A 22,822-nucleotide genomic window follows, 5' to 3' on the forward strand; every position below is an offset into this window, starting at 1 on the left:
CATGAGCGTACGGACGTGGCTGGACCAGTGGCCGGTCTACCGGCAGCTGACCGGCACCGATCCGCTCGGCCGCGGCGCCGCCGTGGAGTCGGCGACAAAGAAAACCGCGCGGACCGCGCAGGCGGACAAGGTGGTCCAGTCGGTCTGTCCGTACTGCGCGGTCGGCTGTGGCCAACGGATTTACGTGAAGGACGGTGCGGTCACCCAGATCGAAGGCGATCCGGACTCGCCGGTCTCCCGCGGCCGGCTGTGTCCGAAGGGGTCGGCGAGTAAACAACTCGTCAGCAATCCCAGTCGCGTTCATGAGGTCCTCCATCGCCGGCCGTACGGCACGGAATGGGAACGGCTGTCGCTGGACCAGGCGATGGAGATGATCGCCGACCGGGTTGTGGCCACCCGCCGGCAGACCTGGCAGGACGAGGACGGCGGCGAGCCGGTACGGCGGACGATGGGGATCGCCAGCCTCGGCGGCGCGACGCTGGACAACGAGGAAAACTACCTGATGAAAAAGATCTACACCGCGATGGGCGCGGTGCAGATCGAGAACCAGGCACGTATTTGACACTCCGCCACGGTCCCCGGTCTGGGGACCTCGTTCGGTCGCGGCGGTGCCACGACGTTCCAGCAGGACCTGGCCAATGCCGACTGCATCGTGATCCAGGGATCCAACATGGCCGAATGCCATCCGGTCGGGTTCCAGTGGGTCGTGGAGGCCAAACAGCGCGGCGCCAGGGTGATCCACATCGATCCGCGGTTCACCCGTACGAGCGCGCTCGCCGACCAGTTCGTGCCGCTGCGCGCCGGATCCGACATCGTCTTCCTCGGTGCGCTGATCAACTACGTGCTGCAGAACGAAAAGGATTTCCGCGAGTACGTCGTCGCGTACACCAACGCGGGAGCGATCCTGCAGGAGGACTTCCGCGACACCGAGGACCTGGACGGCCTGTTTTCCGGCTATGACCCGGAGAGCCGCCATTACGACTCCGGCTCGTGGACGTACGAGGGCGCCGAGGTGGCGGCCGCCGCCGGTCAGCGCGACCAGTGGGACCAGGACGCGGAGGAGACCGATTTTCCGCATGGTGGTCAGGCGTTGAAGGCTGGCTCGGCCGGCCAGCGCTACGGAAGCGGCGGTGCGGCCGTACACGCCAAGCCGAAAATCGACGAGACGCTGCGACATCCGCGTTGTGTGTATCAGGTGCTGAAGCGGCATTTCTCCCGCTACACACCGGAAATGGTCGAGCGGGTCTGCGGCATCGGGCGGCGCGACTTCGAAGCGGTCGCCGAGGCGATCACCGCCAACTCCGGCCGCGACCGTACGACCGCGTGGGTCTACTCGGTGGGCTGGACGCAGCACACGGTCGGCTCGCAATACATCCGCTGCGCGTCGATTCTGCAGTCGCTGCTCGGAAACATCGGCCGGCCAGGTGGTGGCATCCTGGCATTGCGCGGCCACGCGAGCATCCAGGGCTCGACCGACATCCCGACGCTGTTCGACCTGTTGCCCGGTTACATTCCGATGCCACACGCGCACATGCACGAGGATCTCGACGGTTTCGTCGAGGCGGATGCCGGAAAGACCGGCTTCTGGGGAAACATGCGCGCATACACGGTGAGCCTGCTGAAGGCCTACTGGGGCGACGCGGCGACTGAGGAAAACGACTACTGTTTCGACTACCTGCCGAGGATCAATGCCGACCACGGCACCTACACAACGGTTGTCGACCAGATCGCCGGCAAGGTCAAGGGCTATTTCCTGGTCGGGGAGAACCCGGCGGTCGGCTCGGCCAACGGCCGGATGCAGCGCTTTGGCCTGGCCAACCTCGACTGGCTGGTCGTACGCGACTTCTCGCTCATCGAGAGCGCGACCTTCTGGCGTAACGGTCCGGAAATCGAGACCGGCGAGCTGCGTACCGAGGAAATCGGCACCGAGGTGTTCTTCCTGCCGGCCGCGGCGCACACCGAGAAGGAAGGCAGCTTCACCAACACCCAGCGACTGCTGCAGTGGCACCGAAAAGCCGTCGAGCCGCCAGGTGAGGCGCGCAGCGACCTGTGGTTCTATTTCCACCTTGGCCGGATCCTTCGCGAGCGGCTGGCCGGCTCGAGTGATCCGCGCGACCGGCCACTGCTGGATCTGACCTGGGATTATCCGACGGAAGGCGAGCTGGCCGAGCCGAGCGCGGAGGCGGTGTTGGCCGAGATCAACGGATACGGTCCGGACGGTCCGCTGTCGTCGTACACGGAGTTGAAGGACGACGGCTCCACGTCGTCGGGCTGCTGGATCTACTGCGGTGTCCACGCGAACGGCGAAAACCAGGCGGACCGCCGTAAACCGGGGACCGACCAGAGCTGGGTCGCGCCGCAGTGGGGCTGGGCCTGGCCGGCGAACCGGCGCATCCTCTACAACCGCGCGTCGGCGGACCCGGACGGCAATCCGTGGAGCGAGCGGAAAAAGTACGTCTGGTGGGACAGCGGCCAGCAGAAATGGGTCGGCGCGGACGTGCCGGACTTCGAGGCCACCAAGCCGCCCGACTACCGGCCGCCGGACGGTGCGCTCGCGCAGGATGCCTTGTCCGGCACCAATCCGTTCATCATGCAGACCGACGGCCTGGCCTGGTTGTACGCGCCGGCCGGTCTGGCCGACGGGCCGCTGCCGGCGCATTACGAGCCGATCGAGTCTCCGCTGGCCAATCCGCTCTATGGCCAGCAGACCAACCCGACCCACGAAGAGTTTCGCCACCGCGACAACACATATCATCCACGCGACCGGGTTTTTCCCTACGTCATCACCACATACCGGTTGACCGAGCACCACACCGCCGGCGGCATGAGCCGTACGCTGTCGCGGCTGTCCGAGCTGCAACCGGAGTTCTTCTGCGAGATTTCGCCGGCCCTGGCCCAGGAACGCGACCTGGTCAACGGTGGCTGGGCCACCATCGTGACGGCCCGTACGGCGGTTGAGGCACGCGTCCTGGTGACCGACCGCCTGCGCCCGCTGCGACTGGACGGCCGCACGATCCACCAGATCGGCGTGCCGTATCACTGGGGGACCAACGGGGTTTCCGTCGGGGACTCGGCAAACGACCTGCTGGCCGTCGCGCTCGACCCCAACGTGCACATCCAGGAGTCGAAGGCGGCGACCGCGGACATCCGGCCGGGCCGAAGGCCACGTGGACCCGCGCTGCGCCGGCTGGTGGAGGACTACCGGCGGCGTGCCGGCATCGACACGGAGGAGGCGAGGACGTGAGTCTGTCCGGTCCGTTGGCCGATCCCGCCGCCGATGCGGGACACGTCGGCCATCCGCCGCGGATGGGTTTCTTCACCGACACCTCTGTCTGCATCGGCTGCAAGGCGTGCGAGGTCGCCTGCAAGGAATGGAACGACGTGCCGGCCAAGGAGCTGGACCTGCTCGGCACGTCGTACGACAACACCGGTGAGCTCGGTGCCAACAGTTGGCGGCACGTCGCGTTCATCGAGCAGTCCAGACCGTCCACTGTGGACCTCGGCATGCCGGGCGTACGCGACGAGCAGGACGGCGTGCGTTGGCTGATGTCCAGCGACGTCTGCAAACACTGCACGCACGCGGCCTGCCTGGACGTGTGCCCGACCGGCTCGCTGTTTCGCACCGAGTTCGGCACAGTGGTCGTGCAGGAGGACATCTGCAACGGTTGCGGTTATTGCGTGCCGGCCTGCCCGTACGGTGTGATCGAACGCCGCGAGAGCGACGGCCGCGCGTTCAAATGTACGTTGTGCTATGACCGGCTGGGTGACGGTTTGGAGCCGGCCTGCGCCAAAGCCTGTCCGACCGACTCGATCCAGTTCGGGGAGCTGGACGAGCTGCGCGAACGCGCCGACCGCAGACTCGCGGCGCTGCATGACAAAGGCGAGTCCGATGCACGACTTTACGGCCGTGATCCTGACGATGGGGTCGGCGGCGACGGGGCTTTCTTCCTGTTGCTGGACGAACCGGAGGTCTATGGCCTGCCGCCGGAGCCGTTCGTCACGACACGCGACCTGCCCTCAATGTGGAAGCACGCCGCGGTCGCCGCACTCGGCGTCGCCGCCGGAGTTGTCCTTGCCTTTGCGGGGAAACGCCGATGACCGACTCGTACTATGGCCGGCCGATCCTGAAGGAACCGGCGTGGAAGGTGCCGGACGTGCCGGCGTACCTGTTTCTCGGCGGCCTGGCCGGTGCCTCGGCGGCCATGGCGGCGATGGCCGACGCCACCGGCCGCGCGAGCTTGCGCCGGAGCGGTCGCCTCGTCGCCGCCGGCGCGGCCACCGCGAGCGTCGGTGCGCTGGTCCACGACCTTGGCCGGCCGGCGCGTTTTCTCAACATGCTCAGGGTTTTCAAGCCGACCTCGCCGCTGTCGGTCGGATCCTGGATTCTGGCGCCATTTTCCGGACTGGCGACCGCTGCGGCCGGCTCGGAGGTCACCGGTTGGCTGCCGGGCGTCGGCCGGCTGGCCGGGATCGGCGCCGGTGTGCTCGGCCCGGCGATGTGTACGTACACCTCCGTCCTGCTGGCCGACACGGCCGTGCCGGCCTGGCACGACAGCTATCCGGAGCTGCCGTTTGTCTTCGGTGGCAGCGCGATGACCAGCGCGGCCGGTGTGGCGATGCTCGCGGCCGCGCCGCAGGACCGGGCACCGGCACGAAAAATCGGCTGGATCGGCACCGCGATGGAGGTCGCCGCCGGCCTGCGGATGGAGCGAGGCCACGGCATCGTCAGCGAGCCGTACGCGCGCAGCGGCCTGCTGAAAGCCGGCCGCGGCCTCACCCTGCTCGGCGCCGGCCTGTCGGTTTTCGCGCGGCGCAGCCGGATCGCGGCGGCGGTGGCCGGCAGCGCATACCTGGCCGGTGGCGTCTGTACGCGCTTCGGCGTGTTCAACGCCGGCGTGGAATCCAGCCGCGACCCGAAATATGTGGTCGTACCGCAGAAACTCAATCGCCAGACGTCGAAAACACGCTGAGCGCCTCGTCGACGCTCGGATACGGGTTGAGGATGGTGAGCAGGCCGGTCGCCTCCATCGGACGCAGCACGACGCTCCCGGTGGCCACCACGGCCCACGGCCGGCCGGCCGCGGCGGCGCGCTCGTGTGACTGGATGAGCGTGGCCAGCCCGGCCGACCCGAGGAAGGCGACGTTGCGCAGGTCGATGACGACCGGGCTGGACTCGCGTTCGGCCAGATAGTCCTGCAACGACGGGGAAGTGTTGAGATCGAGGTCGCCGCTGACGCGTACGACGGCGACCGCGCCGTGCTCCTGACAGTCGAGAGTGATGTCGCCTGGTGCGACCGAAATCGGCTCTTTCACGAGAGATCTCCCTTTGTCGGCCTGCGGTCGACTGGGACGCGGTGCTGGTCGCCGGTGCGGCGACACCCAGCCAGCTCGACGACTGGCAGGCGCCATCGTCGAGGCGGCTAGCTGCTGAACCGCAACTCCACCGTACGACCGGAACACGCCGGGCGGCAACCTGCCGAGCCGTGCCGGGTCCGCGGGCGGCAGCGGATACGATCATGGCTGACCAGACGGTTGAGCAGACAGCCACTGGTGGACAGCGCGAGTTTCCAGCGATTTCGCGTGTCCCGGCCGTGTCATCCCAACCGTCGATGGAGAAACCCATGTCCCGCGTCCCGTTTTCCCAGCATTGACCAGCGAGCGAGCGTGGGCCGAGGACAAGGCCAGGTTCGTGGCCACCGATCCGACCGCCGCGTCTCTGGGGCCGTTGGCCAGCCAGTTCGCGCAGCTCGGCCGCCGGCTGGCGGCGCCGACTGTCGCCGAGCTGCTAGAGCATCTGGTGACGGCGGCGCAGACCGTCCTGCAGGGCGCCGAGCTGGTCAGCGTCACGCTGCGCGACGCACGCGGCGACTTCAGCACGCCGGTGCACACGGATGCGCTGGCCGTACGGCTGGACGAGCTGCAATACCGCTATGACGAGGGCCCCTGCGTGGCCGCGACGCGTACGCCGGGTGAGGGCCTGGTCGTCGACCCGGACCTGCACACGAGCGTGCTGTGGCGCCGCTGGGGACCGGCGGCGGCCAAGCTCGGCGTCGGCAGTGTGCTCGCCGTCGGCCTGTTTCCCTACAGTGAGCCGCCGCGGCTCGGCGCGCTGAACGTCTACAGCTCGCGCTCCGGCGGCCTGGACGGCATCGACCTGGACTCCGCGGTGTTGCTGGCCAGCCACGCGGCGATCGCGCTGACCGCGACGCAGGCGCTCACCGCGGCGGAAATGGAGGCGTCCCAGCTGCGGGCGGCGCTCGCCTCGCGCGATGTCATCGGCCAGGCCAAAGGCGTGCTGATGGAGCGCCGCGGTTGTACGGCCGAGGAGGCGTTCGACATCCTGCGCCGGACTTCGCAGCAGCTGAACGTCAAGTTGGCCGAGCTGGCCGACGCCGTGGTGGCTCGGCGCCGCCGCCTGTGACTGCGTAGGGGGCGGTCAGCCGGGTATCCATTGGTTGACAGTCCTGGAAAAACGGGATGGAGGTGAGCGGCAATGCCTGGCCCGGTGGAGATCCGGGTGCCGGCCGAGCTGCGGCAGCTGGCGGTGGTCCGGGCCGTGGCCAGCACACTGGCGGAGCGGCACAATCTCGACCTGGACGCCATTTCCGACCTGACGATGGCCGCCGACGAGGTCTGCGCGGAGCTGGTCGAGCGCGCGCAGCGGGGGACGACGGTGGCGTGCCGGTTCGACGTGAACAACGCGGTGTTCCGGATCCACGGCAGCGTACGGCCACAGAGCCGCGGCGCGCAGAGCACGACGTCGTTTGGCTGGCGGGTGCTCACCACGTTGATGGACGGCGCCGACTCCTGGCAGGAAGGCAAGAACCTGCACATCAGCGCGGTCAGGACCTGTTGACGTCCGGTGCCTCGATGCTGACGTCATCGTCCGGCGGGTCCTGACCCGCCGGACTTTCCGTCTGGTACGCGCGATCCGCCGCGTCGGCGGCCGCGACCGCCTCCTCGTTCACTGTCTGGCCGCGAAAAGCTCGACGAGATGTCCGCAGAACGCCGGCAGGTCGTCGGGTTTGCGGCTGCTGACCAGGAATCCGTCGGTCACCACCTCGTGGTCGACCCAGGTGGCGCCGGCGTTACGCAGGTCGGTTCGCAGGCTTGGCCACGACGTGAGCGTACGGCCGCGTACGACATCGGCCTCGATCAGCGTCCACGGACCATGACAGATCACCGCGACCGGCTTTTTCTGGTCGAAGAACCCGCGCACGAACGCGACGGCGTCCTCGTCGGTGCGCAGGAAGTCGGGATTGGCCACTCCGCCGGGCAACACCAGCGCGTCGAAGTCGTCGGCGGTCGTCTTGGACACCACCTGGTCGACCGGAAACCTGTCACCTTTGTCCAGATGGTTGAAGGCCTGCACCTCACCGTCCGATGTGGACACCAGCGCCGGTGAGCCGCTCGCTTCCTCGACCGCCTTCCACGGCTCTGTCAGCTCGACCTGCTCAGCGCCTTCCGGCGCCACCAGAAACGCGATCTTCTTGCCAGTCAGGGTTGTCGACACGTTTTCCTCCTCGGATAGAAACAGGCCCGCCTCCTCGGTGAGAGGCGGGCCTGCCGGGCGAGTCAACTCGCCGGATGGGTTTCCAGCGATGACTCCTGCAGCCGCTTGGAAAGCAGGCTCGCCACGCCACCGATCACCAGGCCACCGGCCAAAGCGATCGCGGTGAGCGGCCAACGCCGCTGTTTCTTGCCACGCAAAACCAGCGAAGCCTCGCCGGCGCGCCGGTTCGCCTCGGCGATCATTCGGCGGCTCTGGCGCAGTTTCTTCGCCGACTTGCGTCCGTTGGCCGGCAGCTCGGCGAGCGTCGTCACCGCCTTGTCCAGGTGTGGCTTGGCTGTGACGTAGGTCTCCTTCGCCGCCCGGCCGCCGGATTTCGCGGCCTGGCGCAGGTGTCCGAGGCTCTCGTTGAGCTCGGTCGTCATGCGTTGTCGCGATCGGGTGACCGCGTTCTTACGGAACATCGTCCGTCTCCTTCTGGAGGGGTCAGCCTTTTCCTGGACTACCCGGCGCTTCGACGTGTGAAACCGGGGGTGGAGCGGGTACTAGGAGGGTGAGTCGCGAAGGAGAGGAGCTATGGCTGCATCGGACAAGACGGTCCATCGCCTGCTCGAGGTCGCCGGCCGCACGTACGCGCAGGAGGCCGGCATCCGGCTCAAGGACACGCCGGCCTCGCTCTATCAGCTGCTCGTGCTGGCGACGCTGTTGTCGGCCAGGATCAACGCCAAGATCGCCGTCGCGGCCGCGGCGGAGCTGCGCCGCGGCGGTTTCACCACACCGCAACGGATGCGCGATGCGAGTTGGCAGGAGATCGTCGACGCGCTCGGACGCGCCCACTACCGGCGTTACGACGAGAGCACGGCGACCGCGCTTCGCGACGGCGCGCAGCTGTTGATCGACCGCTATCACGGGGATTTGCGCCAGCTGCGCGGGAAAAACGACATGTGCCGGCGGCTGCGGGAGATCCCGCGGATCGGCCCGGCCGGAGTGGACATCTTCTGCCGCGAGGTGCAGGCGATCTGGCCGGAGCTGCGGCCGTATTTCGACGGCAAGGCGCTCGACAGCGCCAAGCGCGTCGGTCTGCCGATGGATCCGGGGAAACTCGCCGACCTGGTTGGCGACGACCAGGTGGCCGACCTGGCCGCGGCGCTGGTACGCGCCACGATCGACAAGGACGTACGCGAGGAATTGGCTGCTTGATGGCCGTTTGACCGGCATCCCAGGGGGTAAGTCGATCTACGTAGTGCCGTTGAGCAGAGGAGGAATCATGCCGCAGCAGGCGTGGAGCGACAAACGAGAGCGGCAATACGAGCACATCAAGGACTCGCAGAAGGACCGCGGCGCGAGCGAGAGCCGCGCGGAGGAGATCGCGGCGCGTACGGTCAACAAGAACCGCGCGCAGAGCGGAGAGTCGCGCCAGGCAAGCAAAACTTCGACGCAGGACGTGTCGCCACAGCACCGCGGTGGCAAGCGGTCCGGCCGACGAGAGGGGCCCGGCGGGCCGACCCGTGACCAGCTTTACAACGAGGCGAAGAAAAAGAACATCAAGGGCCGCTCCAACATGACCAAGAAGGAGCTGCAGCGGGCGCTGGGTCGCTGACATGCCACGGCCGATCTGGAGCGGCTCGATCAGCTTCGGCCTGGTGACGATCCCGGTCGCGCTTTTCACCGCGACCGAGGACCACACCGTGCATTTCCACCAGTACGAACGGGACAGCACGGACCGGATCCGCTATCAGCGGGTCAACGAGCGTACCGGCCAGGAGGTCGACTACGCCGACATCGTGAAGGGCCGCGAGGTCGGTGGCAGGCTCGTCCAACTGGAGCAGCAGGAACTGGACGACATCGCTCCTGGCCGGTCCCGTTCGTTGGAGATCGACACCTTCGTGGACCTGGCCGACATCGACCCGATCTACTTCCAGAAGACCTACTGGCTGGCGCCGGCCGGCGAGGACAGCGAGCGGCCGTATTTCCTGCTGCTGGAGGCGATGAGCCGCACCGGAAAGGCCGGCGTCGCGCTGTTTGTCATGCGCGGCAAGCAGTATCTGACGGTCATCCGGCCGGACCGTGACGTACTCGCGCTGGACACGCTGTTTTTCGCCGACGAGATACGGGATCCGGCCGATGTCGTGGAGAACGCGCCAAAGAAGCGCGGCGGCAAGGACCTGGACATGGCCGAGCGGCTGGTCGAGTCGATGAGCGGCGAGTGGAAACCGGAGGACTTCCGGGACACCTACACCGAAAAGGTCAACGCGCTGATCCGCGACAAGGCCAAGGGCCGCAAGGCGAAAGTGGCCGACGAGCCGCCCGAGCCGACCGAAGCCGTGGACCTGTTGGAAGCGCTGCGCGCGAGTGTCACGCGGCGCAAGAAAAAGAGCGCGACGGCGGCGGTGTCCAAGAAGGAGCTGATGGAGACCGCCAAGGAACTCGACATTCCCGGCCGGTCGAAGATGTCCCGCGAGGAGCTGGAAAAGGCGGTCAGGAAGGCCTCCTGACCGCCCGTTCGGCGTTCCTCAGCCACGAAGTGCCGGCAGCAGCTCGGACTCGGCGTAGGACAGGAAGTCGAGCTGGCTCTCGTCACCGATCTGTACGACCGCGACATCGGTGAACCCGGCGTCCGCGAATGCGGAAACGGCCTCGACGATGGCGTCGGTGTCTGGTCCGCAGGGAATGTTGTCGGCGACGTCCTCGGGACGTACGAACTGCGTCGCGCCGGCGAAACCGGCCGGTCCCGGCAACTCGGCGTTGACCTTCCAGCCGCCGGCGAACCAGCGGAACTGGTCGTGCGCTCGCGCGATCGCCTTGTCCCGGTCGCGGTCCCAGCAGATCGGCAGCTGGCCGATCTTCCGGTCGGCCGTACGGCCGGACACCGCGTCCCACGTCTCGGCCAGCTCAGCGGTTGGCTCGACCGCGATCATGGCGTCGGACTTCGGTGCGAACAGCCGGATCGACTGCTCACCGGAGACAGCCGTGGCGATCGGTACGCCGCCGTCGGGCCGGTCCCAGAGCCGCGCGGAGTCGACGTTGAAATGCCGTCCGCGATAGGTGACGTCGTCTCCGCCGAGCAACCTGGTGATGATGTCGATCGCCTCGCCGAGCATCTCGTGGCGCGTGTTGACCGGCGGCCAACCGCGTCCGACGACGTGCTCGTTCAGGTTTTCTCCGGCGCCGATGCCGAGAGTGAAACGGCCGTCGGACAGCAGCTGCACGGTCGCGGCTTTCTGCGCGACGACCGCCGGGTGATAGCGCATGATCGGACAGGTCACATACGTCATCAGGTCGATCCGGCTGGTGACCTGGCTGACCGCGCCGAGCGTGCTCCACGCGTACGGCGCGTGTCCTTGTGTTGCCAGCCAAGGGAAATAGTGGTCGCTCATGACCGCGAAGTCGAAGCCGGCCTTCTCCGCGCCAGCGGCATAGCGGACCAGCTCTCGCGGTCCGGACTGCTCGGTCATCAGCGTGTAGCCGTATCGGCTCATGATGTCCTCTCCGAGCCAACGGGCTCTCAAAATGGTTCGCGGCGCCGCCGGCGGTCCGCGACCCACAGTGCGCCGACCGCGGCCGCGCCGGCCAGCCCGAGGATCACGAAGAAAAGGTTGCCGGCGATGCCGCCGAACAGGGTGACCAGCAGTGCGAGGCCGAGCAACATGATGCGGATCTCCGTACGGCCGTGCCAGGCGACATCGGATCTCGCTGCCATCCGGTGAAACCTGGCCACCCAGACCGGGTCGCTCTGCTGCAGGTCGCGCTCGATCTCGCGGAGCCGGCGCCAATCGTAGAGACTGGACATCGCTAGTCCGCCAGCCGTGTCCGCAACGCCGGCAGGAAGGCCGGATCGGCGATCGCCAGCTCGGCCAGGTCGAGATCTTCCGGCAGTTGCTCGGGTTCCCAGGACTCCAGCAGCAGCTCCAGCGCCTGGTGGACCAGCTCGTCGGCGTCCACCGCACCCAGCTGTGCGATCACTTTTGCCTGCGGACACAGCGAAAGGTGCCGGATCACGTCCCCTGGTTGGAAGACGGCGACGTACTCGTCATCGCCGAACGGGTGCAGGGTCAGCGGCGCCTCCACGGCTCGACCACCTTTCCGGTCGCGGCGGAAAAACTCGGCGATCTGTGGATACCCCGCCGGTGCCGGCCGAAACGCCCGGCCCGAAACGCTCAGCCGTTCAGCACGTCGTCGGCGTTCTCGTGCTCGGTGTTGCCGTAATCGCTGGCCGGCCGGTCGTCCGATGGTTCGCGCGCGCCGGGCGCTTCGGTGTCCGGCGTGGGTGACCCGCCGGCGGCCGGCCGCCGGTCGGGATGCGACGCGTCCGGCGCCACCGGGTCAGGTCGTCCTTCGATATCGGACATCAGGATCTCCTCTCACTTCTCGTTTCCCCGCATACCCGGCTGGTCCATCGGGTATGCGGGGGCGGACAGCGAAAGGAGAAACCAAAAGTGAGTACGGTTCAGGAGTCGTTCGACGTCGAGGTGCCGATCCGCGAGGCGTACGACCAGTGGACGCAGTTCGAGACCTTCCCGGCGTTCATGCAGGGGGTCAAGTCGGTCACCCAGGTCGACGACACGCATCTGCACTGGGACGTCTCGATCGTCGGCCAGAAACGCGAGTTTGACACGGTCATCACCGAGCAGCATCCGGACGAGCGGATCGCCTGGAAGAGCACCGGCGGCGACGTCCAGCACGCCGGTGTGGTGACCTTCCACCGGCTCAACGACGACCAGACCAGGATCACCGTCCAGCTGGAGTGGGAACCTTCGACTGTCGCCGAGAAGGTCGGCAGTGCCGTACAGGCCGACACGATCCAGATCAAGACCGACGCGACCCGGTTCAAGGAGTTCGTGGAGGCGCGCGGCCGGGCCACCGGCGGCTGGCGAGGTGACGTGCCGCGGCCGGCCGGCTGACCGCCACTTTGCGCCGGAGAAGCGCTAATGTACGGCTGTGCCGGAGGTCCTGTCGCCGGGAGCCGGTGGCCGGCTCCAGCAGATCCAGTCCGTGATGGAGGCTGGCCTGACCCGGCTGCCCGCCGAGCAGCTCGTGGTCGAGTTGCTGGAGCGCGTACGCGAGGCGCTGGCCGCCGACACGGTGACCATCCTTGAGGTCGAGGCCGGGTCCAGCTATCTGGTGGCGACGGTCTCCAGGGGCCTTGAGGAAGAGGTCGAGCAGGCGGCCCGGGTGCCGGTCGGCGCCGGCTTCGCCGGCCGGGTCGCCGCCGAGCGGCGGTCGGTCATGCTTGAGCGGGTGACCAGCACGAACGTGGTCAACCCGGCGCTGATCGCGGCCGGCATCCGCTCGGTGCTCGGCGTGCCGCTGCTGGCCGAGAACAGCATGCTCGGCGTGCTGCACGTCGGCACCCGCAAGGAGCGCGCGTTCAGCAAGGACGACGCCGACCTTCTGCAGATGGTCGCCGACCGGATCGCGCTGGTGCTTCGTACGGAGCAGGCGCGCGACGACAGCAAGGCGGCGCGGGCCCTGCAGCGCAGCCTGATGCCGGGCCGGTTGCCGCAGGTGGTCGGGCTGGAGCTGGCGGCACGCTATGTGCCCGGCGCCGACGAGGCGGTCGGCGGCGACTGGTATGACGTGTTCACCCTGGAGTCCGGCCGGTTCTGCGCGGTGATGGGAGACGTGGCCGGTCACGGCCTGCCGGCGGCGGTGGTGATGGGCCGGCTGCGCAGCGCTCTGCGCGCGTACGCGCTGGAATACGACGACCCCGCCGAGGTGCTCGAGCGGCTGGACGCGAAGGCGCGCCACTTCGAGGCCGGCGCGATGGCGACCGTCCTCTACGCGGTGTTCGAGCCGGACCTGAGCGAGGTGCGGATCTCGCTCGCCGGCCACCTGCCGCCGGTCCTGGCCGCTGCCGGCGAGCCCGCGGTGTCCTTGACTGACGTACCGGTGGATCCGCCGGTCGGCGTACACGCGCGACGGCGGCGCCGGGCGACCAAGCTCGCGATGCCGTCGGACGCGGTGCTGTGCCTGTTCACCGACGGACTGGTCGAGCGGCGCGGCGAGGACATCGACCGTGGCCTCGGACAGCTGGTGCGCACCGTGCACGTCGAGCGCGCCGACGCGCTCTGCGCGACAATCATGGCGACCATGGTTGGTCACGAGGTGGCTCAGGACGACATCGCCCTGCTGGTTTTGCGCCGGCATGGGGCTGCTTCGTGACCGCGCGTACTGAGGCAAAATGTCAATATGACCTCCGGAGAATCCGTGCGAGCTAGCAACGAGGTCGCCATCCGGGTGGAGCAGTTCGGCGAGGCAACCGTGCTCAGCGTCGCCGGCGACATGGACATGACCACCACCCCAGCGGTGCAGGCCGCGGTGATCAAGGCCCTCGACGAGCGTCCGGGCACGGTGGTGCTGGACATCGACGAGGTGACCTTCCTCGGGTCGGACGGCATCGCGGTGCTGGTCCGCTGCCATCAGTACGCCGGGTCGCAGGTGCGTTTCCGGGTGGTGGCGCTCAACCCGGTGAGCCTGCGGCCGATGCAGCTGACCGGCCTGATCGACGTCATCCCGATCTATCCGACCCGGGAGGAGGCTCTCGGCGCGGACTGACGGCAACGTCAGGCCGGTCCGTACAACGCCGATGGTCTCCGATCTCTACCACCGGGTGCCGGCCCTGGCCGGCGAGCTGCCGGCATTGCGGCACGAGCTGGCCGCCTGGTCCGGGTCGGCCGGGCTGAGTCCGCAGGCCGCGCAGGTGATCGTGCTGGCCAGCTACGAGGCGATGGCCAACGTCGTCGACCACGCGTATCGCAACGTGAGAGGTGCGCTGGAGCTGCGTGCGGTGTGCGAGCCGGACGGTGGGTCGGGCGCCGCGGTGAACATCACGGTGACCGACTTCGGCCGGTGGCGGCCGCTGCCGGCCGATCCCGGCGTACGCGGGCGCGGCCTGCTGTTGATGCGGCGGCTCGCCACGCGTACCGACATCGACGCGACCGAACGCGGCACCACCGTCACCCTGTGGTGGTCGGCGGACAGCCTGAAGACGCTGTCGATCTGACCTCGACGAGATGCCCGGATGTCACCTTGTTGACCTGCTGTATCGATCCAGAAGGGCGAGAAGGTGACAATGGGGCGCCGCGCGGCGTGTCCGAATGCTGCCTGGTGAGGAGAAGACGCAGGTCAGGCCACATCAGAAGACGCAATCGGAATCCGATTGCGTCGTCGGCTAGTGTCCCGCGTCGGGACACTAGCCGGCCTTGATGACCAGGACGCAGGTGTCGTCCTCGCTGCCGTCCGCGCCGAGCATCAGCTCGTCGGCGAACTTCTCCACGTCCGGCACCGGCCGGCTGGCGGTGTCGATCAGCTGCCGCAGCCGGTCGTCGAGGATCTCCCGTCGCCGCTCCACCAGGCCGTCCGTGTACATGACCAGCGTGTCACCCGGCTCCAACCGCACGGTGGCCTCCTCGTACGCGGCGTCCGGCTTGACGCCGAGCAGGATGCCGGCCGGCTGGCGCATCATGCTGGCCTCGCCATCGCGTACGAGCAGCGGCGGCAGGTGGCCGGCGCGGGCCCAGCGCATCGTACGCGTGCCCGGGTCGTAGAGACCGCAGACAGCGGTCGCCGCCGTGCCGCCATAGAGCTGCAGCAGCATCGCGTTGAGCCAGGACAGCAGCTGCGCTGGCGCGGCTCCGGTGACGGCCAGGCCACGCAGGCCGTTGCGCATCGCGACCATCGTGGTGGCCGCGTGGATGCCGTGGCCGGACACGTCGCCGACGGTGATCAGGATTCGGTCGCCGGGCAGCTCCAGCGCGTCGTACCAGTCGCCACCGACCTTGTGTTCCTCCTCCGGCGGCTGATAGCGCATGACGACTTCCAGGCCGGCCAGGTGCAGCGGATGGTCGGCCGGCGGCAGAATCGCACGCTGCAGTTGGAGCGCGATGCGTGCCTGCTGGCGCATCTGGTCCTCGGTGTCGGCCAGCTGGTCCTGCGTCGCCGAAAGCGCGATCTCGGTGTGGTAGTGCGACGACACGTCCTGGAACGTGCCGCGTACGGACACCAGCTCGCCGGTCGCGGTGACCACCGGCTCGGCGGAGGCACGCAGCTGGCGTACGGTGCCGTCCTCGCGCACCAGCCGGATGGTGGTCGAGGCCGGCTGCCGCTGTTCCAGCAGCAGGTCGAGGAAGGCGTCCAGGTAAGGCGAGTCGTCCGGATGGATCCACCGCCGCAGGTCGTCCATGGTCGGCGGGTCGTCGGACGGGTCGACGCCGAAGATCATGAATGTCTGGCCGGTCCAGCTGGCCCGGCCGTCGGCGACCTGGTATTCCCAGCCGCCGATCCGGCCGAGCCGCTGTACGTTGCCGAGCATCTCTCCGAGCTTCACCGTGCTGTCGTGGGCCTGCAGCGCGATCACCAGGCCGTCGAGGAACCGCGTCACGCGCAGCCGTACGACTCCAGGCGCGGCGGTGGGCAGGATGTCGACGGTACGCAGATGGTCGGCGCGGTAGGCGGTGCCGGACCGCAGCACCGACACCAGCTGGTCGAACAGCGGCCGTACGGCCAGGCCGGGGTAGACGGCGGCGAGCCGCTGGCCGGTGAGCTGGCTGGCCGGTCGGCCGGCCGGGTCGGCGAACAGCTCGGTGACATGGTCGATCTGGAAGTCGGTCACCTCGTCGCCGTCGTGTACGGCGTGCAGGAACATGCCGGAGTCGACCACGCCGTCCAGCAGCGCCTCCGGCCACCAGGCCCGGTCGGCGCCCGAGCGCAGGTCGAGCGTACGCGCGCAGAGCTCGGCGACGCTGGTCAGATGCCGTCGCAGGCTGGCCGGAAACTCGGCGATCGGCTCGGCCCAGCAGACCTCCAGCACGCCGAGCAGCGTGGGGCCGATCAGCGGCACGACCGCCCGGCCGCCGCGCCACTGGCCGGTCAGCGGCACGTCGGCGGCGTCGGCCTCGGTCAGCCAGATCGCCTCGCGGCGGCGGACGACCCGCTGGCCGAGCGTGTCCATCGGCGCCGGGATGTGCCGGAAACGCGCCAGGTCGGCGCTGGTCAGGCCGGACTGGCCGAGCAGGACCAGCGCGCCGTCCGGGCTGAGCCGCCAGAGGATCGCGCCGGCCGCCCCGGTGCCGCGGCTGACCTCGTCGAGCACCGCGTCGGCGATATCGTGGCCGGAGGTGGTCGTACGCGGCGCCGCCGGCTCTGGCTCGGGGACATCGTCGCTGCTCACCGTGCGCGTGTCGCTGAGCACCGGCACGCCGGCGGCCTGTGCCACCAGGTCGGCGGCCAGCTCGGTCGGGGGCACGCCGGACCGATTGGCCAGCTCCAGCAACTGCCGGCTGGCTTCGGCCGGCGTGCAGTGCAGCTGCTGGACCAGGACCCCGCAGGCCAGGTGGAGGACCTTGTCGGTGCCGGCGGCCGTCCGCAGCTTGGCGATCTCGGCCTGCTGGCCGGCGACCAGCTCGGTCAGCCGGCGCAGGTCACGATCGTCCTCGTCGGTCACCACGGGACTCCGCATACGGCGTAAGTCGACCGGTATCTACTGAACATCCGGCTCACTTCTGCCAGTCTTGAGGTCGGGTCTGCCTTTTGAGGCAGAAGACCGGACACGAGCCGGTGAACGCATGACGAGTAGGTTCCACCTGCCTAACGCGTGGCGCAAGGGGTTGTGCGGGAACGGTGCCGCACGCCGAGCAGAGGAGGATGTCCGTGACAGACATCGACACGGGACCCAAGACCGCGGCCCGGCGGCTGCCGGTGGACGCGCCGGAGCCCGCGCTCAACGACCTGCGCCTGCAGCAGTTGCTGGCCGGCCTGACAGCGGTACGCGACGGCGACTTCCGTACCCGGCTGCCGCTGGTCGGCGACGAGCTGACCGACGAGATCGCGGCGGTCTTCAACGGCATGGTCGACCAGCTCGACCTGTTCACCTCCGAGGTGACCCGGGTGTCGCGCGAGGTCGGCACGGACGGCCAGCTCGGTGGCCAGGCCGACGTACCTGGCGTGTCCGGCACCTGGAAGGACCTGACCGACTCGGTGAACGCGATGGCCGGCAGCCTGACCGGCCAGGTGCGCGACATCGCGCAGGTGGCCACCGCGGTGGCCCGCGGCGACCTGTCGCAGAAGATCACCGTCGACGCGCGCGGCGAGATCCTTGAGCTGAAGAACACCCTGAACACGATGGTCGACCAGCTGTCGGTCTTCGCCGACGAGGTGACCCGTGTCTCCCGCGAGGTCGGTACGGAAGGCCAGCTCGGCGGCCAGGCGCAGGTGCCCGGCGTCGGTGGTACGTGGCGTGCGCTGACCGACTCGGTGAACCTGATGGCGCTCAACCTGACCGACCAGGTGCGGTCGATCTCACAGGTGGCCACCGCGGTCGTCCAGGGCGACCTGTCGCGGAAGATCACCGTCGACTCGCGCGGTGAGATCCTGGAGCTGAAGAACGCCATCAACACCATGGTGGACCAGCTGTCCGCCTTCGCCGACGAGGTCACGCGTGTCGCGCGCGAGGTCGGTACGGACGGCCGGCTCGGCGGCCAGGCGCAGGTGCCCGGCGTCGGTGGTACGTGGCGTGCGCTGACCGACTCGGTGAACGTCATGGCGGCCAACCTGACCGACCAGGTGCGGTCGATCGCGCAGGTCACCAACGCGATCGCGAAAGGCGACCTGTCGCAGAAGATGCGGGTCGACGCGCGCGGCGAGGTGCTGGAGCTCAAGGAGACCATGAACACGATGGTCGACCAGCTCTCCGCTTTCGCCGACGAGGTGAGCCGAGTCGCGCGTGAGGTGGGTACGGACGGCATCCTCGGTGGCCAGGCGCGCGTACCGAACGTCTCGGGCGCCTGGAAAGACCTGACCGAGAACGTGAACGTCATGGCGTCCAGGCTCACCACGCAGGTGCGGTCGATCGCGCAGGTGGCCACGTCGGTGGAGCGCGGCGACCTGTCCAAGAAGATCGTCGTGGACGCGAAGGGCGAGGTCGCCGCGCTGGCACAGACGATCAACGCGATGGTCGACACACTTGGCGCATTCGCCGACGAGGTGACGCGAGTCGCTCGCGAGGTCGGCACGGAAGGCATGCTCGGCGGCCAGGCGCGCGTACCGAACGTCGCCGGCACCTGGAAGGACCTCACCGAAAACGTCAACTCGATGGCCGACAACCTGACCCGTCAGGTGCGAAACATCGCCGATGTGACCACCGCGGTCGCACAGGGCGACCTGACCAGGAAGATCGACGTCGACGCGCGCGGCGAGATCCTGGAGCTGAAGACCACGGTCAACACCATGATCGACACGCTGAGCGCGTTCGCCACCGAGGTCACCCGAGTCGCCCGCGAGGTCGGCAGCGAAGGCCGGCTCGGCGGCCAGGCGGAGGTGGAAGGCGCCTCGGGCACCTGGAAGCGCGTCACCGAAAACGTCAACGAGCTGGCCGACAGCCTCACCAGGCAGGTGCGCTCGATCGCCGAGGTGACCAGCGCTGTCGCGACCGGTGACCTGACCAGGACGATCTCGGTCGAGGCGCAGGGCGAGCTGGCCGAGCTCAAGGACAACATCAACCAGATGGTGCAGTCGCTGCGCGACACCACCAGGGCCAACGTCGAGCAGGACTGGCTGAAGACCAACCTGGCGCACATCAACGGCCTCATGCAGGGCCAGCGCGACCTGCGTACGGTCGCCGGCCTGATCCTGGACGACCTGGTGCCGCTGGTCGGCGCGCAGTACGGCACGTTCTTCCTGGCCATCGCCGACGAGGAGCGTACGCAGCTGGAGCTGATCGGCAGCTACGGCCACGACGACACCGCTCGGCTGTCGCGGGTCGACCTCGGCCAGTCGCTGGTCGGCCAGGCGGCGCGGACCGGCAAGCCGATCCTGGTCGACAAGACGCCGCCGGACTACCTCAAGATCTCCTCCAGCCTGGGGGAGGCGGCGCCGGCGACGCTGATCGTGCTGCCGATCGTGTTCGAAGGCCGGACGCTCGGTGTCGTCGAGCTGGCCGCCTTCGACCCGTTCACCCAGGTGCACCGCGACTTCCTGCAGCAGCTCACCGAGACGATCGGCGTCACGGTCAACACGATCATCGCCGCGTCGCGTACGGACGACCTGCTGGACGAGTCGCAGCGGCTCGCAGCCGAGTTGCGCGCACAGCAGGAGGAGCTGCAGCACTCCAACGCCGAGCTGGCCGACCGCGCGGCGCTGATGGCCAGGCAGAACCACGACATCGAGATCAAGAACATCGAGATCGAGCACGCGCGGCGCGAGATCGAGGAGCGCGCGCAGCAGCTGGCGCTGGCCTCCAAGTACAAGTCGGAGTTCCTGGCGAACATGTCGCACGAGCTGCGTACGCCGCTCAACAGCCTGCTGATCCTCGCGCGGCTGCTGTCGCAGAACCCCAACGGCAACCTCACGCCGAAGCAGGTCGAGTACGCGACCGTGATCCATTCGGCCGGCTCCGACCTGCTGCAGCTGATCAACGACATCCTGGACCTGTCCAAGGTGGAGGCCGGCAAGATGGCCGTTCACGCCGAGGCCTTCCCGATGCAGGACCTGCTGGAATACGTGCAGACGACGTTCCGGCCGCTCACCCTGGAGAAGGGCCTGGAGTTCGCGATCACCGCGGAGCCCGGTGTGCCGGCGCGGCTGGTGACCGACGACCAGCGGCTGCGGCAGGTGCTGCGCAACCTGCTGTCCAACGCGGTGAAGTTCACCGAGAGCGGCCGCGTCGAGCTGCGCGTACGCCGCGCCGATGCGGCCGAGCTGCCGGCCGCGGCCGAGCGCCCGCACGTGGTGTTCTCGGTGATCGACACCGGTGTCGGCATCGCCGAGGAGAACCTGGTGTCGATCTTCGACGCCTTCCAGCAGGCCGACGGCACGACCAGCCGCCGCTATGGCGGCACCGGCCTGGGGCTCAACATCAGCCGGCAGATCGCCGGCCTGCTCGGCGGCGAGATCCGCGCGGAAAGCGAGCTGGGGAAGGGAAGCACGTTCAGCCTGTACCTGCCGGTGGAGGTCGGCTGGGCTCAGCCGGCCGGCGTGACCGGGGTGGAGTATCTCGGCTCGATCCTGGACGTGCAGGACGCGCTACGCCGGCCGATGGTGCTGGTGCTGGAGGAGGACGACAACCGGCTGCTGTCGGTGCTGGCGCACAGTGCGGTGACCAACGCGCGCCGCGACGCCGACGCGACGGTCACGACGCTCAACGAGAGTCAGGCGGCCATCGAGGCGCTGCGCTCCGGCTCGTACTCGTGTGTCGTCCTCAACCTCGACCCGCCGGCCGCGACCGCGCTGGACTTCCTGGACAAGTTGGGACCGGATCTGGACGGCCTGACGCTGTTCGGCTATGCCGGAGGTGGCGCGGAGGAGGTGCTGGACGACCGGCCGGAGTCGGTGGAGGTCTTCGGCTCGCTCGACCAGCTCCGCCAGCGCATCGCCGGCCTGGTCACCGACGCGGCTGAGTCCACGACGATGTCCACGACGGTCGACACCGAGGTCGTGCCAGCCGCAGGACATGACCGGTTGCGCGGCCGTACGGTGCTCGTCGTCGACGACGACACCCGGAACGTCTTCGCCATCACCGGCATCCTGGAGCTGCACGGCATGCGCGTGCTGCACGCGCCGGACGGCCGAAAAGGCGTCGAGGCGGTGCTGGCCAACGGCGACATCGACCTCGTCCTGATGGACGTGATGATGCCGGAGATGGACGGCAACGCGGCGACCACCGCGATCCGCGAGATCCCCAAATACGCCGAGCTGCCGATCATCGCGGTGACCGCCAAGGCGATGGCCGGCGACCAGGCCAAGAGCCTCGCCTCCGGCGCCAGCGACTACGTGACCAAGCCGGTGGAGGCGGAGGATCTGTTGGCGCGGATGGAAAGGCTGCTCTTCGAGGAGTGATGATCGCGGCCGCTGTGGTGTGGTTGCGCAACAACCGGACATCAGTGTGGCTGGCGCCGGCCTAGGGGGCGCTCGACTGTTGAACCATGTAACGTAAGTCTGGCCTTGGCGGCCAGGAACCGACACTCTACTAGCCGTCCTGGTCGTCGGTGAGTGCGTCGACCAGAAAACCGATGCCGATGCCGAGCATCCACACGTCCTTGGCGATCGGCATGCCGTCGGCGGTCGGCCGCAGGCTGCCGGCCTCACGCATGCCCGGCGTACGCAGGTAGAGCCCCAGCAGCCCGCCGGAAAACGCGGTCAGTCCGGCGGCGGCCAGCGCCGTCGGTACGAACGGCAGGAGCAGCGCGGCACCGAGTGCGATCTCGCTGTTGGCCAGCAGCTTGGTGAACTGCCGCGGCTCCAGCTGCGACAGGAACGGGTAGGTGCCGGTGGCCATGCCGTGATATTGCTTGGCCGTCTCCTCGTCGGCGTTCAGCTTGCTGATGCCGGAGTTGAGGATGAACGCACCGGTCGCGATCCGTGCCGGCATGTGCCGTGCCCTGGCCAGGAAACGCATGTCAGACCTCCCTGATACGTACGGCGTCGCGCAGGTGATCGACGGCGGCCAGCGCCGGGTCGACGACCCAGTTGGCCGGCGGCGTGTGTGGCGCGGCCGGATGTGGGCGCGTCGGACCGGTCTGGCGGGCCGTGCGGAAGCGGCGGCCGAGGTCGGCGATCTCTTCGTGCGTGCAGGCGTCGGTCAGCGTCGCCAGCATGTCCTCCTCGACGCGGAAGTTGGCGCGTACGCGGCCGCTCAGCTCGGTCAGCAGCACGTCGAAACGCGGCTCCATGGCCGGCATCCGCTCCAGGCACTTGAGGACGTACGTGATGCCGGTGTGCTCGGCCATGCCGGTCTCTGCCTCCTCCGCGGACAGCTTGCGCTGGACCGCCGGATAGAGCACCTGCTCCTCGGCGGCGAGATGACGGGACAGCTCGCCGATCAGGTCGTCCATCAGCCGCCGGCGGCGGGTCGGCTCGCAGTCGGCCACCTCCAGCGCGGTGATCAGCTCGCGGATGCCGCGGTGGTCCTCGGTCACCACCTCGGCGATGTGGTGGTTGGTGTGTTCGCAGGTCATCGGTCATCCTCCTGACCAGGCGGAGTGTCGTAATAGGTGCGCAGGCTGACGATCCGGTCGCCGGCGAAGCCGAGCAGGCTGACGCCGGTGTACGTGCGGCCGGCGGCCTCGCTGTGAAACTCCAGCGCGGCGCCGTGCTCGTCTTCGACCGCGTCGACGAAGGTGGTGTTGGCGTCCGGGCAGTCGGCCAGATACGCCGACCAGAACGCGTCGAGGTCCTTGTCGGTGCGGCCGAGCCGGGTCAGCGCGGCATCGTCGGAAAACAGGCCGTGCATCGCGCTGAGGTCCCGGTCCTGTTCGAGTTTTCTGATGGACGCGACGAAACCACGTGCCAGCGGTGTCCTGATCGGTCCGTCCACGGTGG

25 protein-coding genes are annotated in these 22,822 nt (G+C 68.4%); 13 read left to right on the forward strand and 12 right to left on the reverse strand.

Annotated features, from left to right (window positions below; translation table 11 throughout):
* Position 1 precedes the first annotated feature (1 nt).
* The 3 genes from fdh to nrfD all read left to right on the forward strand — a co-directional run bounded on the left by fdh (position 2) and on the right by nrfD (position 4,970).
* Positions 2 to 3,244 (forward strand): formate dehydrogenase, encoded by a 3,243-nt coding sequence (fdh, locus tag GNX95_RS04485; protein ID WP_246281506.1) that lies wholly within the window; start codon positions 2 to 4, stop codon positions 3,242 to 3,244.
* Between the two features lie 62 nt (positions 3,245 to 3,306).
* A complete protein-coding gene (locus GNX95_RS04490; RefSeq protein ID WP_163507834.1) occupies positions 3,307 to 4,098 on the forward strand; it encodes a 4Fe-4S dicluster domain-containing protein in 792 nt (263 codons plus the stop codon).
* Positions 4,095 to 4,970 carry an NrfD/PsrC family molybdoenzyme membrane anchor subunit gene (gene nrfD / locus GNX95_RS04495; protein ID WP_163505877.1) on the forward strand — a complete coding sequence of 292 codons (876 nt, stop codon included), beginning with the start codon at positions 4,095 to 4,097 and terminating at the stop codon, positions 4,968 to 4,970. The genes GNX95_RS04490 and nrfD overlap by 4 nt, the downstream gene beginning before the upstream one ends.
* On the opposite strand, the gene GNX95_RS04500 is transcribed toward nrfD, so the two are convergent.
* Positions 4,942 to 5,313 (reverse strand): STAS domain-containing protein, encoded by a 372-nt coding sequence (locus tag GNX95_RS04500; protein WP_163505878.1) that lies wholly within the window; start codon positions 5,311 to 5,313, stop codon positions 4,942 to 4,944. The genes nrfD and GNX95_RS04500 overlap by 29 nt on opposite strands.
* Positions 5,314 to 5,647: 334 nt before the next feature.
* Between GNX95_RS04500 and GNX95_RS04505 the strand changes: the two genes are divergently transcribed.
* The gene (locus GNX95_RS04505) at positions 5,648 to 6,421 is read left to right on the forward strand and encodes a GAF and ANTAR domain-containing protein (RefSeq protein WP_163505879.1); all 774 of its coding nucleotides are present in this window, start codon (positions 5,648 to 5,650) and stop codon (positions 6,419 to 6,421) included.
* A 72-nt stretch (positions 6,422 to 6,493) separates the two neighbouring features.
* Positions 6,494 to 6,856 (forward strand): ATP-binding protein, encoded by a 363-nt coding sequence (locus GNX95_RS04510; protein ID WP_163505880.1) that lies wholly within the window; start codon positions 6,494 to 6,496, stop codon positions 6,854 to 6,856.
* Here the strand turns inward: GNX95_RS04510 and GNX95_RS43730 are convergent.
* From GNX95_RS43730 to GNX95_RS04520, 3 genes are all read right to left on the reverse strand, one after another.
* Complete coding sequence (locus GNX95_RS43730; RefSeq protein ID WP_281356869.1) at positions 6,843 to 6,968, reverse strand: hypothetical protein; 126 nt, start codon at positions 6,966 to 6,968, stop codon at positions 6,843 to 6,845. The genes GNX95_RS04510 and GNX95_RS43730 overlap by 14 nt on opposite strands.
* Positions 6,965 to 7,513 carry a type 1 glutamine amidotransferase domain-containing protein gene (locus GNX95_RS04515; RefSeq protein ID WP_187369595.1) on the reverse strand — a complete coding sequence of 183 codons (549 nt, stop codon included), beginning with the start codon at positions 7,511 to 7,513 and terminating at the stop codon, positions 6,965 to 6,967. The genes GNX95_RS43730 and GNX95_RS04515 overlap by 4 nt, the downstream gene beginning before the upstream one ends.
* Positions 7,514 to 7,575: 62 nt before the next feature.
* Positions 7,576 to 7,974, reverse strand: a complete 399-nt coding sequence (locus GNX95_RS04520) for a hypothetical protein (RefSeq protein ID WP_163505881.1) — start codon at positions 7,972 to 7,974, stop codon at positions 7,576 to 7,578.
* 112 nt (positions 7,975 to 8,086) lie between these two features.
* Here GNX95_RS04520 and GNX95_RS04525 point away from each other — a divergent pair, with 112 nt between their 5' ends.
* From GNX95_RS04525 to ku, 3 genes are all read left to right on the forward strand, one after another.
* Positions 8,087 to 8,710, forward strand: a complete 624-nt coding sequence (locus tag GNX95_RS04525) for an endonuclease (protein ID WP_163505882.1) — start codon at positions 8,087 to 8,089, stop codon at positions 8,708 to 8,710.
* A gap of 67 nt (positions 8,711 to 8,777) precedes the next feature.
* On the forward strand, positions 8,778 to 9,110 hold the full coding sequence (locus GNX95_RS04530) for a type II toxin-antitoxin system RelE/ParE family toxin (RefSeq protein WP_163505883.1): 333 nt from the start codon (positions 8,778 to 8,780) through the stop codon (positions 9,108 to 9,110).
* Position 9,111: 1 nt separating this feature from the next.
* The gene (gene ku, locus GNX95_RS04535) at positions 9,112 to 10,005 is read left to right on the forward strand and encodes a non-homologous end joining protein Ku (RefSeq protein WP_163505884.1); all 894 of its coding nucleotides are present in this window, start codon (positions 9,112 to 9,114) and stop codon (positions 10,003 to 10,005) included.
* An 18-nt stretch (positions 10,006 to 10,023) separates the two neighbouring features.
* On the opposite strand, the gene GNX95_RS04540 is transcribed toward ku, so the two are convergent.
* From GNX95_RS04540 to GNX95_RS04555, 4 genes are all read right to left on the reverse strand, one after another.
* Positions 10,024 to 10,989, reverse strand: a complete 966-nt coding sequence (locus GNX95_RS04540; protein WP_163505885.1) for a TIGR03557 family F420-dependent LLM class oxidoreductase — start codon at positions 10,987 to 10,989, stop codon at positions 10,024 to 10,026.
* 26 nt (positions 10,990 to 11,015) lie between these two features.
* Entirely contained in the window at positions 11,016 to 11,300 is a 285-nt protein-coding gene (locus GNX95_RS04545) for a DUF3040 domain-containing protein (protein ID WP_163505886.1), read from the reverse strand.
* Positions 11,301 to 11,302: 2 nt separating this feature from the next.
* Complete coding sequence (locus GNX95_RS04550) at positions 11,303 to 11,578, reverse strand: hypothetical protein (RefSeq protein WP_163505887.1); 276 nt, start codon at positions 11,576 to 11,578, stop codon at positions 11,303 to 11,305.
* 89 nt (positions 11,579 to 11,667) lie between these two features.
* Positions 11,668 to 11,859, reverse strand: a complete 192-nt coding sequence (locus GNX95_RS04555) for a hypothetical protein (protein WP_163504681.1) — start codon at positions 11,857 to 11,859, stop codon at positions 11,668 to 11,670.
* 87 nt (positions 11,860 to 11,946) lie between these two features.
* Between GNX95_RS04555 and GNX95_RS04560 the strand changes: the two genes are divergently transcribed.
* Genes GNX95_RS04560 through GNX95_RS04575 form a run of 4 tightly spaced genes read left to right on the forward strand, consistent with a single transcriptional unit; the run spans position 11,947 to position 14,513 of the window.
* The gene (locus tag GNX95_RS04560) at positions 11,947 to 12,411 is read left to right on the forward strand and encodes an SRPBCC family protein (protein ID WP_222853388.1); all 465 of its coding nucleotides are present in this window, start codon (positions 11,947 to 11,949) and stop codon (positions 12,409 to 12,411) included.
* A 37-nt stretch (positions 12,412 to 12,448) separates the two neighbouring features.
* Positions 12,449 to 13,672, forward strand: coding sequence for a PP2C family protein-serine/threonine phosphatase (locus GNX95_RS04565; protein ID WP_222853389.1), 1,224 nt, complete (start codon positions 12,449 to 12,451; stop codon positions 13,670 to 13,672).
* A gap of 45 nt (positions 13,673 to 13,717) precedes the next feature.
* The gene (locus GNX95_RS04570) at positions 13,718 to 14,065 is read left to right on the forward strand and encodes an STAS domain-containing protein (protein WP_163505889.1); all 348 of its coding nucleotides are present in this window, start codon (positions 13,718 to 13,720) and stop codon (positions 14,063 to 14,065) included.
* A gap of 31 nt (positions 14,066 to 14,096) precedes the next feature.
* On the forward strand, positions 14,097 to 14,513 hold the full coding sequence (locus GNX95_RS04575) for an ATP-binding protein (protein WP_163505890.1): 417 nt from the start codon (positions 14,097 to 14,099) through the stop codon (positions 14,511 to 14,513).
* A 189-nt stretch (positions 14,514 to 14,702) separates the two neighbouring features.
* Here the strand turns inward: GNX95_RS04575 and GNX95_RS04580 are convergent, their stop codons facing one another.
* Positions 14,703 to 16,952, reverse strand: a complete 2,250-nt coding sequence (locus GNX95_RS04580) for a SpoIIE family protein phosphatase (protein ID WP_163505891.1) — start codon at positions 16,950 to 16,952, stop codon at positions 14,703 to 14,705.
* Between the two features lie 206 nt (positions 16,953 to 17,158).
* Between GNX95_RS04580 and GNX95_RS04585 the strand changes: the two genes are divergently transcribed.
* The gene (locus tag GNX95_RS04585) at positions 17,159 to 21,340 is read left to right on the forward strand and encodes a HAMP domain-containing protein (protein ID WP_246281507.1); all 4,182 of its coding nucleotides are present in this window, start codon (positions 17,159 to 17,161) and stop codon (positions 21,338 to 21,340) included.
* 130 nt (positions 21,341 to 21,470) lie between these two features.
* On the opposite strand, the gene GNX95_RS04590 is transcribed toward GNX95_RS04585, so the two are convergent.
* The 3 genes from GNX95_RS04590 to GNX95_RS04600 are packed head-to-tail and all read right to left on the reverse strand — an operon-like array spanning position 21,471 to position 22,817.
* Positions 21,471 to 21,899, reverse strand: coding sequence for a hypothetical protein (locus GNX95_RS04590; RefSeq protein WP_163505893.1), 429 nt, complete (start codon positions 21,897 to 21,899; stop codon positions 21,471 to 21,473).
* A 1-nt stretch (position 21,900) separates the two neighbouring features.
* Positions 21,901 to 22,458, reverse strand: a complete 558-nt coding sequence (locus GNX95_RS04595; protein ID WP_163505894.1) for a hemerythrin domain-containing protein — start codon at positions 22,456 to 22,458, stop codon at positions 21,901 to 21,903.
* Positions 22,455 to 22,817 carry a nuclear transport factor 2 family protein gene (locus GNX95_RS04600; RefSeq protein ID WP_163505895.1) on the reverse strand — a complete coding sequence of 121 codons (363 nt, stop codon included), beginning with the start codon at positions 22,815 to 22,817 and terminating at the stop codon, positions 22,455 to 22,457. Before GNX95_RS04600 ends, GNX95_RS04595 begins: the two co-directional genes overlap by 4 nt.
* Positions 22,818 to 22,822: the final 5 nt, after the last annotated feature.

Origin of the sequence: Fodinicola acaciae (genome assembly GCF_010993745.1) — a bacterium.
In the GTDB taxonomy this organism is placed as follows: domain Bacteria; phylum Actinomycetota; class Actinomycetes; order Mycobacteriales; family HKI-0501; genus Fodinicola; species Fodinicola acaciae.

What these genes read in the sequence shown, in the direction of transcription:
- GNX95_RS04525 (WP_163505882.1), top strand. Translation starts at nt 8,087, where the DNA reads ATGGCTGCATCGGACAAGACGGTCCATCGCCTGCTCGAGGTCGCCGGC.
- GNX95_RS04555 (WP_163504681.1), bottom strand. Translation starts at nt 11,859, where the DNA reads ATGTCCGATATCGAAGGACGACCTGACCCGGTGGCGCCGGACGCGTCG.
- GNX95_RS04520 (WP_163505881.1), bottom strand. Translation starts at nt 7,974, where the DNA reads ATGTTCCGTAAGAACGCGGTCACCCGATCGCGACAACGCATGACGACC.
- nrfD (WP_163505877.1), top strand. Translation starts at nt 4,095, where the DNA reads ATGACCGACTCGTACTATGGCCGGCCGATCCTGAAGGAACCGGCGTGG.
- GNX95_RS04490 (WP_163507834.1), top strand. Translation starts at nt 3,307, where the DNA reads ATGGGTTTCTTCACCGACACCTCTGTCTGCATCGGCTGCAAGGCGTGC.
- GNX95_RS04540 (WP_163505885.1), bottom strand. Translation starts at nt 10,989, where the DNA reads ATGAGCCGATACGGCTACACGCTGATGACCGAGCAGTCCGGACCGCGA.
- ku (WP_163505884.1), top strand. Translation starts at nt 9,112, where the DNA reads ATGCCACGGCCGATCTGGAGCGGCTCGATCAGCTTCGGCCTGGTGACG.
- GNX95_RS04575 (WP_163505890.1), top strand. Translation starts at nt 14,097, where the DNA reads ATGGTCTCCGATCTCTACCACCGGGTGCCGGCCCTGGCCGGCGAGCTG.
- GNX95_RS04545 (WP_163505886.1), bottom strand. Translation starts at nt 11,300, where the DNA reads ATGTCCAGTCTCTACGATTGGCGCCGGCTCCGCGAGATCGAGCGCGAC.
- GNX95_RS04530 (WP_163505883.1), top strand. Translation starts at nt 8,778, where the DNA reads ATGCCGCAGCAGGCGTGGAGCGACAAACGAGAGCGGCAATACGAGCAC.
- GNX95_RS04595 (WP_163505894.1), bottom strand. Translation starts at nt 22,458, where the DNA reads ATGACCTGCGAACACACCAACCACCACATCGCCGAGGTGGTGACCGAG.
- GNX95_RS04510 (WP_163505880.1), top strand. Translation starts at nt 6,494, where the DNA reads ATGCCTGGCCCGGTGGAGATCCGGGTGCCGGCCGAGCTGCGGCAGCTG.
- GNX95_RS04590 (WP_163505893.1), bottom strand. Translation starts at nt 21,899, where the DNA reads ATGCGTTTCCTGGCCAGGGCACGGCACATGCCGGCACGGATCGCGACC.